Below are 13,116 nucleotides of genomic sequence, written 5' to 3' on the forward strand. Positions count from 1 at the left end.
GAAAGGCTGGTCACTCGATGGTGAGTACATCTGGAAAAGGTGGTGCGAACTGAACGAGGTGACGTCCTACACGGACGTCACCGAACGCCTGCTTGACGGAGCTGATGATGACGACCGCATATGAGCGAACGAAAGCCGTTATTGAAGCGCGCGAATTGTTGACGATGCTCGCTTCTTCCAACGACGTAGCCAGCCGCAGCGAGATTCAGGCATTCGCAATACGGCTACTTCGACACTACCCGCTCGACATTGACCTCGACGTTTCCGCTGCAGCGCTGCCGGGAGTCTGGTCTGCACCGGAACACTAGCGAGCTGCTCAGCAGCAGTTCCGGAATATCCGGCGCGTATCCTGGGCCGGCGCGACGGCGACGACATGTAGCAATCCTGGCTCATTTTCTGGCCGGGACCGCTAACTTTGTCCCTACGCCGGCCCGTCGCCGGGTTCCTCAACAGACGGGGGAGTGCTCACCATGACCGTTGAAGAAGCAGCAAAGTATCTCTTCGTCAGCCGCGCTCATATCCACGCGCTTCTCACCCGTGGAAAGCTGGTCGAGGTGTTGCCGAAGAATCCATTCGGATAACTCGACATCGATGTGAGTTCTATAAATGCGTACCGGGAAAAGATGGAAGCTGCACGGCGCGCTTCTCCGGATTCACAGACCGAGGACAACGACCCGACGGCGTTATGGGAATCAGTCCGGTCAGAGTGCCCTGTAGTCTGCCTTGAGTACAGACTGGCGATGCCGCGCCGTCGTCAGAAGTCTGAGCATGCCATCTCGTCAATTGAATCATCCAACTTGGTCGAAGCGTTCGGGCCAACCCTTCAACCTTTGACTCGCTAAGCCGTCTTTCCGGAATTAGACGAATTGCACGTCATCTCGACCTACGCGCTTCCCCAAAGGCTCAGCCCTGAGCAAATCTATGGGTTTGAGTCGCTGGGTGGTGAGGCTGAGCCCAGCCCTCCCTACGGCATATGCCCGGGAAAGCCTTCCACTCAGCATCGCCACCCGCATTGTCACCGGTATGGAGCCGCCTCGCCCGCCAGCCTCTACGCGCCTTCCGGGACGCTAGCTTCGCCATCCCGTTGCCGATGTCTCAGACGCTAATCCCCGCAGTCTCGGCTATCCCCTGCGCGCTGCCGGTGGATTCAGCCCCCGTTCACGCAAGCGGCATTGCGTCGTGCCACCGAAGCCAACCGGACGGGTTGGGCGGCCCTCCTGCCCGGCGGCCCGATGACTCGGCGGGCAGGCACAAATGCACTGCAGAAACGTATAGAGTTCTCGCCGCCAAAACGAAAGCAACAAATCATAGATTGTACAAATCAACGCCATATCTCTATAGTTTTACCCGATGGCTCGATATGGCTCTCATTTTTGGTGGCCTGCTGAAGGCACTTGCCACCGATGACACATGTACGTTGATTTTGTGCGTGACAAAGGGTCGGCAACAGTCGTATACGGCAGCGAAACCCTAGGGTATAACTGCGCTCAGCGTCATCGGCACGAGCTGGCTACAAAAGTAGCTACCACCGATTTCGTCGACATGGCAACCGCACCGGCGCGAGCATTACAATAGCGCTCATCCTATACGGATGGTACAGACGCCAACGAAAACATCCGACCCGAATGCCTGCTTCACAATCCGTCATTCCACCAGCTAAACCGCGCGCCAAGTGCCGGGCTCTGAGTCCGGCGGAGCGCCTGCGCATTCTCGCGCGCATGTTCACGCGGCCGGTTTTTGCGAACATCGCCCGGTCTGGTAACTGGCAGGTTGCGCTCGGCTTCTTAGCGGAACACGGGCTGCTGACTCCAACGTCGGAGGCGCAATCGCTCGCGTCGCTATTCGATTCAGCGTGGCGAGAGATGCGCCGCGCATATCGCAACGAATTCGTCTATAAGACCGAAATCGCGAGCCGGATTGTCTTCGGTAGGCACAGTCCGAACACGGCATCCCTGCACGTCGAGTTGCCAGTCGGACGTTCAATCGTTGACGTTGCAGTTTTCAACGGCACATCGACCGCTTACGAAATTAAAACGGAATTCGACACGCCACGACGGCTCACCACGCAGACATCAGACTATCTGGCTGCATTCGACCGGGTGTGTCTAGTGACTCATCCACGCTGTGCCGAAAGCTATGCGGAAATCGTCGACCCGCGCGTCGGAGTTCTCGCGCTTACCGAGCGGGGCTCCTTGCGACAAATTCGCGAGCCGTCGACCAACCGACAGAACGTTACCCCCAAAACTATCTTCAGCTGCCTTCAGAGAGCAGAGTATGTCGAGGCAGTGTCGCTTAAAACTGGCGAGCCGGTCGTAAAACCATCTGCGATTATCCAAGCATATTGCCGCGGAGTGTTCCAAGAGTTTACCTCATTGGAAGCGCATGATATCTTCGTACGCGCATTAAGAAATAGGAAAACCGACGGGGATACCGTGCGTTTTGTGACCGCGCTGCCGGAGAGCTTGCGCGTGCTCGGCTATGCCACCCCGTTGTCGGGGCGACAGAGAGAAACCGCACTCTCTGCTCTGAGAGAGGACATCAGCTACGCGCTTGCCTGAGATGCTCTCTCCGTCTGAACGGCGGAATGCAAGAGGGCCGGACCTTGTACTTCCCATATCTTTATGCTCGTCAGTCTGAGCTTCTGGCGTTGCGCTCGCTGCGTGCTAACTACCCCGTCCGCAACGTTCTAGTTCCCATCCTAGAACCAGTTAATCGCGCCGCCGCCCCGTTGGTGCGACTGCTGAACGAGTTCGGCGAAGCCGACGACAATCTGGTTGTCGTTACTAACCCCCATCAGCACGATTTTCACGCTGGCGATTTTGACGGTTGGATTGAACCGGTCGAAGAAGCCATCAATACACACGCCGCACTCATTCCAGGTCTGCTGTGTACGCCTACGATAACGGTTCCGCAAATCAGGGACTTTCTCGCACAGTATCGAGGACGCGACGTCGCCCTGCTTTACATGAACGCCCGACTCACCGAGGCCAATGCGCAACGGCTGGCCGAGCGGGCGAACATCCGTTTCCATGTAAATCTTCAGGAGCGCATGAGCGCCGCACATCGTGCACTCCTCCCTCGCGATAAGGTCGTCGACATCCGCGACGACTTTCAGCGCAAAGCGCGCAATTCCGACTACGAAGGTGTCGAGTTTTTCACCGACCGTCACCTCAATTTTCAGAACGTGGCAGTCGGGTTCGGCGACTACACAATCCTGGGCGCAACATTTGAAGCAGGGGGCGGTCAACCATCGGCGGTCGCGATTCACGCCACGTACAAGGAGCGAGGCGCGGAGGTCTGGGTTGAGCATTTGGTTTCCGACGACATCGAGCGCGACGTCGGGACGGTCGGGGAGAAGTTTCTCCAGGCGGCCGGAAAGCTTGTCGAGCGCGTTCGTGCTGCTCCCCGGGCGTTCGGCGACGACGAAGCACTGCAGGCCTACGCAAACGACGTTGCGACTCAGCACTTCCCGGGACTACCCAAAAATAAAGAGCGGCAGATTTATCACCATCTTGCGCTAATGTGTCAATTGCTCGCCGGCGAGCTCTGAGTATGGCCCGCTTAGCAATTGGCCGAAAAATCCCTGTGATGGGGCGCCCTACATTTGAAGCTTGTTCATCATTTTAGGCATCGACAACACAAAGCCGCGTGAGCGTATCGTTCAGCACAAGCTAGGACGGCGAGACAAATCGCGTGGGCAACAGAAACGAAAACGGAGAACGCTGAGAACGGCGGTTGCATCTATATGGCATTGCCCAAACCAATTGGAAAGCAGCTGGAAGTAGTGTGTCTGCCGGCAACCGGACAGCATGTGGTGCTCGGTACCGCCGGCAGCGGCAAGACTACGATGGCTGTAGCTCGCGCAAGGTATCTGACGAACAATCTGCTTCCGGACGCGGGCAGAACTTTGATTGTCACGTACAACAAAGCGCTGATGAACTATATCAATAGCTTCGGGAGCGAGATTCCTGAAAATGTTGACGTTCGGAACTATCACCTTTTTGCCAGGGGCTATCTCAAGTCGTGTGGCAAACTGCCCGACCGGTGTATCGCGGTATCGAGACAGCGTAAACAGCTCATTGAACAGGCTCTTAAAGACGTCAAAGAAAGATATGAAGACCACGCTTTCTTCCATCGGCCGTTGAAGTTCTTCCTCGACGAGATACAGTGGTTGAACGGACGCAACATCGAATCAGTCGACCGCTACAACGAAGTAACTCGGACAGGTCGAGCCTCCGCACAGATGGACCGTGTGTTGCGCCCCATCATGTGGGAAATGCTTGAGCGCTACCGTGAACTGCGAGCGGCGAGTGGGAAGCTCTACGACTTGGATGATATAGCGGCTGCGGTGTCGGCCTCGCTCGACGGGGACGAGCGTCCGAGGATGTACAAGCATGTCATCATCGATGAAGGACAGGACCTCTCACTCGAGATGATTCGGTCCTTGACGAAGACTATCTCAGCGGACGGTTCAATTACATTTTTCGGGGACGTGGCGCAGCGAATCTATGGTCACGGCCGTGGGATGAGCTGGCGCGAGGTGGGCTTTCAAACGCGACAGGTCTGGCGTTTCGAGCAAAATTACCGAAACACGAGGAACATCGCCAATCTGGCGGTTGCCGTGTCCGATATGCCATATTTTCTGGGCGGCCAGGACATGATTGCGCCGATTGTATCCGCCGCTGACGGGCCGAAGCCCGCGCTCGTTCACTTCGTCGACCCAGAAACAGAGCGCGAACTGGTCGGGAAATTGGTGGAAAAACAGTACCGAACTAAAAGCGTGGCGGTTTTACTGCGCACTCACGAGAAAATTCGCGAAATCCGTCCGTATTTGCCGGATGCGGCAGTGCAATTAAAGGAAGAGGCCGCGAATTGGATGGCCGGGCACGGTGCCTACTTTGGCACCTACCATTCCGCTAAGGGTCTTGAGTTCGACCTAGTAATCCTCCCCTTCCTCTCCGACGCTGAGATGCCAAACTTGAAAGACATCGAGGCGGACGAAGTAGACGAGATACTCGCCGAAGACGGCAGGCTCCTCTATGTCGGCATCACGCGCGCAAAGACCTCCCTGGTGCTCACCTACACCGGAAACGTCACGCAATTGCTGCCGACGGACGATTCGCTTTACAGCCGGAGTTCTCGATGACCGTGAACACGAACATCTTGGATGATTGCGCAAGGCGGGGCGTTACCCGCCTGTGCCACTTTACGCCGTCGAGGAATCTCATCCACGTCCTAGCCTCTGGATATCTGAAGGACCGTCAGACACTGGACATGGAGTCCCACGACGAGGTCAACCCGACCGACGAATACCGTCTGGATGGGCACCGAGACAAGATATGCTGTTCGGTCGAGTATCCCAATAGCTACTACCTTGATATCGTGACGAGGAAGGAGCTGATTTTCCTCGATTGGGTGATACTGTTCATTGACCCCGTGGTGTTGTGGTCACCCGGTACGCTCTTTTGTCCGCGGAATGCAGCTGCCGAGAACGGCGCCCTGATAGCGGGTGGGTGGCCAGGATATGAATCCATGTTCGCGCCACGAGTCCAAGGGACGGGCGGACGGTCTTTCAAGCGCCAGGCCTCGCACTTGTCCTGCTCACCGACAGACATGCAAGCAGAGGTTCTCGTACCTGGGCCCATTCCAATAGATGCCATTCAAGGTATGGCCATGCGTACCGAGAAGCAGGCTCAGACCGAGAGAGCGCGCTGGGACACGCTGGGTCTGTCAGCGCCGACAGTGCCGACTGTCATTGCTCCCGTCTTGTTCGATAAAATGGAGCTGAAACAACACATTTGGACGGGGCGCCGTCCCACCGAGACCGCAGTATGAGCGAAAGCATCCTGAACCGTCGCGAAGAGCAGAAGACCACGACCAGTCCCGAACGCGCCATTGCAGCGTTTGTCGGTGCTGCGGTCGGGGATGCGCTCGGCTGGCCGTTCGAGGGCAGAGCAGCAGGCAAACTTGACGTTAGGCAATGGGACGGCCAGTTCGTCGACTGGAAGAAGCGCAGCGGCAGCAGATTTTCACCTCGGTGGGAGCGAATAGACGCAGGCGCCTATAGTGATGATACCCAGCTCATCCTAGCCATCTCGCGCGCACGCTCGACTAAGCAGCATTGGTGGGAACATTTTGCGCGCGTTGAATTACCCTTTTGGACCTGCTACGAGCGCGGCGGCGGCGGGGCGACGAAGCGCGCGGCCAACTCATGGCTGGCGGGAGTCGCTCCCTGGGATTCCAAGGCCAAAGACGTTGCTAAGCGATACTTGGAAGCAGGCGGCAATGGCGCAGCGATGCGTGTATTGCCGCATTGCGTATCTCATGCGAGAGACGACGACTTCTCCGCGTTGGCGAAAGATATCCTTGCCGACGGCGTGACGACACATGGTCACCCGCGCGCGCTCGTAGGGGCGCTCGCTTTTGGGTACATACTATGGAATGCCTTCAAGAGAGTCGACACGCTCGACTATGGGTCGTTGCTTCGCCGATGCGTGGAAGAGACAAGCGTCTGGGGAGCACTACCCGACATCTCGCTTCAATGGCCGTCGTGGCTTCCAGCCACACGAAAGCACGTGCAAGACTTCGATGGGCTTTGGCATCTCACGGTGGATGAGATTGTGAGCCTTTGCCATCTTGCCATGGATGGTTTAGAGGCTGGCGTGCTTTCGGACGACATGGTTGTCATGAAGGCGCTCGGAGGCTTAAGTCCGAAGACAAATGGCGCCGGTACGACAACGGCGGTTGCGGCACTGTATTACGCGTCTCGATATGCCGCTTCTCCATTGGAAGGCATGCGATGTGCAGCCGCCTCTGAGGGCGCAGATACAGACACTCTCGCGTCAATGACGGCCAGTCTTCTGGGTGTGATAAACGGCATGTCTTGGCTGCAGGACTACGAGGACAAACTACAGGATGCCGATTACATACAGCAAACTGCGAAGCATTTGGTTTTCATGCGCAAGACCGCAGCGACTTTCAACCAGGTAACCAAACGCGACCTTACTGAATTCAAAGACCAGCTAGGAGGCAAAGAAGCGCCATCAGGTCTTCCAATGCCTATTGGATTGCGAGTGACATCCGTTGAGCGTCGCCACGAGCAACTTGGCGAACGCGTCTTCGAAACGCGCGTTGTTGCGACAGACGCTGGATTGACGCTGTTTATTCCAAGCGGCGCGGCGAAGAAGGCGGAAAATCCGAGGGGCATGGCACCGAAGGGTAAGATTCTGGAGGGTGCTGTACGGAAGCTGGACGTTTCAGCGGAAAGTCCACCCCACTCCGAGAGTGATTTTGAACCAGTAATTGGTATGTCTCTCCTTGTTAGAGACCTCAGCAAATCGCGCGCGTTCTATGAGGGGTTTCTGGGATTGAAAGTAACCGGTGCATCGCAGAGAGTTGTTCGCTTTTCCTCAACCCTTGCTCTGCGAGAAGACGCGAATGCTCGACTATCTTGTGACGGAGTCAAGCTTTTCGTCAACGTCTCTGACGTGAGCTCCTGTGCCGATAGATTGGCCAGAGCGGGAATTGAGTCCTCGGAGATAGTCGTTCGAGGAAATACTCGTTCATTCGAATGTCGAGACCCAGCCGGGTATGCCATCGAGGTGTTCGAGCGATTGAACGCTCACACGACGAACTGAGAAAGTCGTGAGGCTGAGCGACTCGGCGTGGTCCGGTGACCTAGGTCGAAGGTCTATTGTCTCTGCGGGGCGCAGACGTCGAGGCGATGGCGGTCATCTCGCAGCGTGTCGCACGCGATGTCGACGGCCACTATGTCCGGGTTCGACTAGACGACCGCGCTGACTTGCTGCTGGTCGAGAGAAATGGTTGCAATGATGGACTCGAATTCCACCATCAAGTCCGGATGGCGCTGGGCAACGTATTGGCGAGCAGGCTCGTTTTCGAGGAGCTTGGCCAGATATCCCTTTGCGAGCACCAAATTCAACACGTCCTGGCCGTATGTCTGTTCCACGAGCTTGTACTGTGCCTGCAGATTGCTCATCTCCCGCTCCATTCTGGCCATCTGCTCCGGGCTAACGCCGTTGAGTTTACGTGGCTTCTTTTCGCCCACAAGACGCGCCGCAGGCGTTGCCACCAACAATGCCTCTGCGTAGGCGACTGACACGTTGTTCGCAGCCACCATCAGTTCAACACATTCGACCTGCCGCGTCGGTTTCATTTTGCGAAGCGCGCGGACAAGCTCTGGTGAGAATTGCCGGTCTCCCAGAAGCTCAGCCGCTTCCGGACAAATGCCGTCGAGCAATGACATTTTCTTCACTATCTGCGACACATTGACGGAAAGAGCTTTCGCCAATCGTTCGGGTGATACACCTCGGTCAACCACACGCCGTATCATGTGATGCTCCTGCACGGTGGATAGGCGATTAACACGATTGTTATAGGTGTAGCTCTCGTCGTCGGTCGCGACAAGACAAGCAACCTGCTCGTGGCCCAACTCCTGGATTGCAAGCAAACGTAGATGCCCGTCTAGCAGGACGTGCTGCCCCGACGATTGGTTCACCGGCGTTACCGAGAGCGGTTCAATAAGGCCCACCTCCTCAATGGAGGCTTTTATCTGCTTGAATTTTCGCGATTCAACCACGGGTGTCGGTACTCTGCGCGAAGGCAAGATGCCGGTGACCGGCAGCGACAATGGCTCGGGGATGAACCCAAGAATTACGCCTGTCATGTGGCACTCCCGCTTGGCCAGACGCGTTCCGCAAGATACTTCGGCAGACTTGCCAGTCCCTCCGCGCGCAACAGGTTAACGAAGTTCTCGTCGGCAAACAGTTGCCGCAATGCGCCGACCACAAATAGCAACCGCTGCTGCGCGAACTCAGCTTTTCTCACCATCGACTTCTGACGCTCGACCTCGCGTTCATACGTCCGCACAAGGCTCGACGTCGTGACGGCGGCGGACTTGCTCGACATATTGTGCGCGGTACTCTTCCCGAGTGCTTTCCTGCGCTCGATGACGCGGCGAGCACTCATCAGTTGCTTGCCCCGCAATTTTCCCGACTCATAGGCCTCTTGGAGCGCTGCCTGTATTTCAGCGTCATCGTCGCCGGCACCAACAATCATGAGAGCCGCATTGAGGGGAACGAGGCCTTTCTCCACTGCAACGACAAGTCGCTCTTCTCCCTGGCGCAGTAGCGTGAGAATGCCGTGAACGTAGGTCGATGTAAGACCCGTTTTTTCGGCAATGACTTTCGGCGCATAACCCTGCTCCTGCAGTAGCCGAATGCCGGCAAGCCGCTCGATGGGCCGACATTGTCTGCGCGCGATGTTTTCCGTCAGACTCATTACGTACGCATCCTCATCGCTCACATGCACCACGAGTGCGGGAATAGTCGCTTCCCCAAGCGTGCGAAATGCCTTCAATCGCCCCTCGCCACATACAAGCAGGTATTTTTCTATACCCGCAGCCGTCACTCGCGGAGTGACCAGGATAGGTTTCTTCAGGCCGATGGTCTTGATATTGTCGACGATTTCGTTGAAGACCCGACCGTTGCGCTCTCTCGGATTAATGACTTCAATCTGAGAGACCGGAATCATCCGAATTTCTCCAGGCTGCTGTCGCGGGTTCACGCTACTCTCCTGAGACGAGCACGCTCGGCCATTCCATACAAGTAATCCAGCGTGTCAAAGCGATAGCTCTCGAATTCGATTGAATTTTGGTCGGCGAGATGAATACGCGGTTGCCCAAAATCGAGACGCGGCAAAAGGTAGTAGTCGAGCGTCGATGCGTTCGCATGGTCGAGCCGAACCGCAACAGTGATATCCGGCAGAAGACTCGTATCGAAGCGCACCTTCCAATGATTTCGGCCATTGCCATGCGCCTGGCACCGTGCGAGCACAATACAGGCCGTGAACTCATCATTCACAGTCAGCAGGTCGGTTGCGGTGTCGCGTATCATCGTGCCGCCCAAATCCGCGATTTTCTTTTCCGTCTGAGCGACGATTTCTGGATGCAGTTTTCGCAGGAAGCGATTGGTCTCGATGTAACGATAGTCGCGACCAGGAGTGAAGCCGACAGTCTGATAGGCTCGGATTAAACTGCCAAATCGATAAACATAGACGGACGTAGAGGGCATGCCATCTGTTTCGTCAATCACCACGCCAGACAGAAATCCGCGAGCGCGGTACAGATTACGCAATCGTTCAATTAACTCTTCGTTCGAGTAGTGCCGCGCTCTCGCTCTCATAATGCCCTGAGCGGTGTAGAACGTCTCACTCGGGACAATTGCCTGAAATGCTCCCTCCTTTCGAATCCACATATCGGGGGTGTTCATCACTCGCATCTTTTTCAGCTTGAATGACACGCGGTTGTATACGTTATTGCCAATGTACTTTTCGTTGGTCAATACCTCCCGTACCGTCGCCCTTGTCCACTCGCGGCCAAGGTCAGTGCGCACATTCATGCCGTTAAGGCGAGCTGCAATCTCGTATTCGTCGAGCGATTCGTCGATAAACCAGTTATAGATTAAATTGACGATTCGCACTTCGCTTTCGGGCCCCGGCATCAGAACGACCCTGTCGGTCTGCAAGCTTTTATGTTCGCCTCGATGCAGCTCCGCCTTCATGAGACCGTGCTCGTCGACCAATACTCGGCGCAACCCATAGCCTGCTGGGCCCCCTTGCCGGAATCCCATTTCAATCAAACGACACTGGCCAGCAAACACCTTCGCAGACAGTTCTCGGCTGTACTCGCCGGCCATTGCGCGCTTCACCCCCTTCACAATGGTCGAGACTGGCGACCCATCGTTCTCGAACTGCTCGGCGCAGTACGCAACCTGAATTCCTGCACGGCGGCAAATGTATTCGTAGTACGCGCTCTCGTCGGCATCCTGGAATCTGCCCCAACGACTCACGTCATAGACGAGGATGATGCAGAAATCAGCCTTTCCATTCGTCACATCGGAAATGAGATTCTGAAGTGCTTGGCGACCGTCAATTCGAAGGCCGCTTTTCCCTTCATCGGCATATGTGCGCACGATGTCGAATCCGCGACGGGTTGCGTAGTCTCGAATCCGGTCGCGCTGATTCTCAGTCGAATACTGCTGGTGTTCCGTGGACATGCGGACGTACTCAGCTGCCCGTCCTGCCAGGGAGCTGGCTACGCTTGGTGCACCTGCGCTGTTGAATGACATTCTCCGCTCCGCAACTCAGACACAGACACAGACACAGACACAGACACGCAGCAGACACCATGCGCAGGGATATTCCCAAATGCGAACGCCGCGACCTCACGTCGGGACGTAGTGCTCGAAAGCGAACGGTGACAAGGCCAAAGGTAGCAGGCCCGACGCCAACGCGTAACACGTCATCTCTTTGCAATCAGACCGGCGGCGCTGGCGGCGCAGACAGCACGGTTAAATGGACGGTCCACGCGTCCATCTTTGCAACGTCGGTGTCATCCGCATGGCACAGGACGTAGAAGCCCGAGCCTAGGGCCCGAGGGCGCGCCGACACGTCCATCTTTGCAACTGCCCTGAAATTGCGCCGTTCATTGCGCGTCCGCTGCATGCTGCTATTGCGCTCGCGATACGCCGGATGGGAGGCTCGATATTCGCGCCAGTACCCCGAGTGGCCCGCGAGCCATCTCGCCTGCGCCCGGGCCTGGTTGTCGCGGTAATCGCTGTCGATGCAGAGCCGGTGGTTCTGCCAGTCACGTCGACGAGCTCGCTGGCAAGATTCCGATGAGCAATAACGCTGACGGGGAACATGTGGCAGCGGCACGAACGCGTTGCCACAGGCGAGACAGAGGCGGTGGGATTTCATGAGTGCCCTCCAGGCCGGGTTGCGACGAGCGGACGTCGACGCCTCGACCAGCCGCCGAAAGCACCGGCACGAGACGGGATAGAGAGGAACCTATTCAGTAGCAGCTTCGTTAATTGGCGAGCGCGATTTGCTTGACGTGTTTGTAGGCCAGTGTCAGAAACTTGGACATTTCTTGACTGCTGGCGTGCAAGGAGAGGGTTCGCTCACGGGGCGCAAATCGCTTAAATCGCCGTGCCGGACGCGCAGTTTTTTGCGGTAGCTTGTACAAAGCTGAGAGAGCGATGCTGATGGGATAGGACCTGTCCTGTCGCAAGCCCAGGCTCGAGTCCGAGGTGGTCTGGACGGTTCGTCTCGACTTATGCGTTCATTTTCTCGCCTTATGGGTCCACCCTCAGCTGGAGACCCTTATCCCGTAAGGCGCATTTTCTCGGGTTATGAGTCTGTCTACAGACGTGTCACTGAGATAAGAAAATCCTCAGTGTTCGTAAAAATTAGCTCGCTGTTGTAGCCCGGTCGACTGTCCATGTCTCCCGGGCTATTTTATTTCCTGGTGTCACAAATTCTCCAACATGACCTGCAGTGGAATAAAGTAAATGGCCAGGCTCGACGAGTCCGCGACCGGAGGTTGATCGTGATGTGCAGTGCGGAGCCAACGCTCGTTGCAGAACTGCTAGCGCATCAAGAGAGTTAGGTATAAAGGTCATCACGTGACCAGTGCAGTAGTGGATCACGACGCTTCTAGACCTATGCCGGTTGGCCATTCCCCGAATTTTCCATATTTCGAGATGCCCAGTTAGGTAGACTCAAGTGGCGCCACCGCAAAAAGCGCGGGCCGCATGGGCTGCCACCCATACGACCCGCTGACCACAACCAACTCATCATCGGAGTCGGAAATGGCTAACGCCAATCATAAGTCACGCCCCGTCGTAACGGAACGCTTCGTCAAGATTCAAGAATCAGCATGTCATCACTCCTTGTCTAGAGTCCTCCGTGTCACCAGAGCATACCGGAAACTGAACACGACGTATTACCCGTGGATCAAATTGGCGGGAGTATGGCTTGAGGAGGCGGGATTCGAGGCAGGAGAACGCGTCCGGATTACTGTCGAGGACAAGCGACTCATCATCACGCCGATGTGATCGGCGCATTGTCGATGGTGGACGTCGCAAGTCACTATCCGTCTGGAAGCTCGGTACCCGATGCTCCATACCGTTAGTAACTGGACAAGCGACGATGGTTCTGAAACTGCAGCGGGCCGGTCACTCAGGTCCGCTACCGTGTTGCCTTTCAGCACAAGCTGCAACCCATGCTAGGCGTACCGCACATTTCGGTGGCCGA

11 protein-coding genes are annotated in these 13,116 nt (G+C 56.4%); 7 read left to right on the plus strand and 4 right to left on the minus strand.

Annotation, left to right across the window (positions count from 1 at the left end; all coding sequences use genetic code 11):
• The first annotated feature begins 92 nt into the window (after window positions 1–92).
• From ACV22V_RS18415 to ACV22V_RS18440, 6 genes are all read left to right on the plus strand, one after another.
• Window positions 93–308 (plus strand): BPSL0761 family protein, encoded by a 216-nt coding sequence (locus tag ACV22V_RS18415; protein ID WP_448014960.1) that lies wholly within the window; start codon window positions 93–95, stop codon window positions 306–308.
• 1,317 nt (window positions 309–1,625) lie between these two features.
• Window positions 1,626–2,558, plus strand: a complete 933-nt coding sequence (locus tag ACV22V_RS18420; RefSeq protein ID WP_448014962.1) for a sce7726 family protein — start codon at window positions 1,626–1,628, stop codon at window positions 2,556–2,558.
• A 26-nt stretch (window positions 2,559–2,584) separates the two neighbouring features.
• Window positions 2,585–3,550: a sce7725 family protein gene (locus tag ACV22V_RS18425; protein ID WP_448014963.1), complete on the plus strand. Its 966-nt coding sequence runs from the start codon at window positions 2,585–2,587 to the stop codon at window positions 3,548–3,550.
• 195 nt (window positions 3,551–3,745) lie between these two features.
• Window positions 3,746–5,146, plus strand: a complete 1,401-nt coding sequence (locus tag ACV22V_RS18430; protein WP_171463108.1) for a 3'-5' exonuclease — start codon at window positions 3,746–3,748, stop codon at window positions 5,144–5,146.
• On the plus strand, window positions 5,143–5,835 hold the full coding sequence (locus ACV22V_RS18435) for a DarT ssDNA thymidine ADP-ribosyltransferase family protein (protein ID WP_171463109.1): 693 nt from the start codon (window positions 5,143–5,145) through the stop codon (window positions 5,833–5,835). Before ACV22V_RS18430 ends, ACV22V_RS18435 begins: the two co-directional genes overlap by 4 nt.
• A complete protein-coding gene (locus tag ACV22V_RS18440; RefSeq protein ID WP_448014965.1) occupies window positions 5,832–7,637 on the plus strand; it encodes an ADP-ribosylglycohydrolase family protein in 1,806 nt (601 codons plus the stop codon). The genes ACV22V_RS18435 and ACV22V_RS18440 overlap by 4 nt, the downstream gene beginning before the upstream one ends.
• Window positions 7,638–7,783: 146 nt before the next feature.
• Here ACV22V_RS18440 and ACV22V_RS18445 read toward each other — a convergent pair whose 3' ends face one another.
• The 4 genes from ACV22V_RS18445 to ACV22V_RS18460 form a co-directional block, all read right to left on the minus strand.
• Window positions 7,784–8,686, minus strand: a complete 903-nt coding sequence (locus tag ACV22V_RS18445; protein WP_448014967.1) for a plasmid partitioning protein RepB C-terminal domain-containing protein — start codon at window positions 8,684–8,686, stop codon at window positions 7,784–7,786.
• Entirely contained in the window at window positions 8,683–9,585 is a 903-nt protein-coding gene (locus ACV22V_RS18450) for a plasmid partitioning protein RepB C-terminal domain-containing protein (protein WP_043216691.1), read from the minus strand. Before ACV22V_RS18450 ends, ACV22V_RS18445 begins: the two co-directional genes overlap by 4 nt.
• Window positions 9,582–11,147, minus strand: coding sequence for a recombinase family protein (locus ACV22V_RS18455; protein ID WP_059721169.1), 1,566 nt, complete (start codon window positions 11,145–11,147; stop codon window positions 9,582–9,584). The genes ACV22V_RS18450 and ACV22V_RS18455 overlap by 4 nt, the downstream gene beginning before the upstream one ends.
• 187 nt (window positions 11,148–11,334) lie before the next feature.
• Complete coding sequence (locus tag ACV22V_RS18460) at window positions 11,335–11,778, minus strand: hypothetical protein (RefSeq protein WP_122888316.1); 444 nt, start codon at window positions 11,776–11,778, stop codon at window positions 11,335–11,337.
• 893 nt (window positions 11,779–12,671) lie between these two features.
• Here ACV22V_RS18460 and ACV22V_RS18465 point away from each other — a divergent pair.
• Window positions 12,672–12,917 (plus strand): SymE family type I addiction module toxin, encoded by a 246-nt coding sequence (locus ACV22V_RS18465; protein ID WP_448014968.1) that lies wholly within the window; start codon window positions 12,672–12,674, stop codon window positions 12,915–12,917.
• Window positions 12,918–13,116: the final 199 nt, after the last annotated feature.

The sequence above is a fragment of the Burkholderia sp. AW33-5 genome (assembly GCF_053427615.1).

Coding starts and splice junctions, on each gene's coding strand:
- ACV22V_RS18445 (WP_448014967.1), bottom strand. CDS start 8,686: ATGACAGGCGTAATTCTTGGGTTCATCCCCGAGCCATTGTCGCTGCCG.
- ACV22V_RS18460 (WP_122888316.1), bottom strand. CDS start 11,778: ATGAAATCCCACCGCCTCTGTCTCGCCTGTGGCAACGCGTTCGTGCCG.
- ACV22V_RS18420 (WP_448014962.1), top strand. CDS start 1,626: ATGCCTGCTTCACAATCCGTCATTCCACCAGCTAAACCGCGCGCCAAG.
- ACV22V_RS18425 (WP_448014963.1), top strand. CDS start 2,585: ATGCAAGAGGGCCGGACCTTGTACTTCCCATATCTTTATGCTCGTCAG.
- ACV22V_RS18435 (WP_171463109.1), top strand. CDS start 5,143: ATGACCGTGAACACGAACATCTTGGATGATTGCGCAAGGCGGGGCGTT.
- ACV22V_RS18440 (WP_448014965.1), top strand. CDS start 5,832: ATGAGCGAAAGCATCCTGAACCGTCGCGAAGAGCAGAAGACCACGACC.
- ACV22V_RS18465 (WP_448014968.1), top strand. CDS start 12,672: ATGGCTAACGCCAATCATAAGTCACGCCCCGTCGTAACGGAACGCTTC.
- ACV22V_RS18430 (WP_171463108.1), top strand. CDS start 3,746: ATGGCATTGCCCAAACCAATTGGAAAGCAGCTGGAAGTAGTGTGTCTG.
- ACV22V_RS18455 (WP_059721169.1), bottom strand. CDS start 11,147: ATGTCATTCAACAGCGCAGGTGCACCAAGCGTAGCCAGCTCCCTGGCA.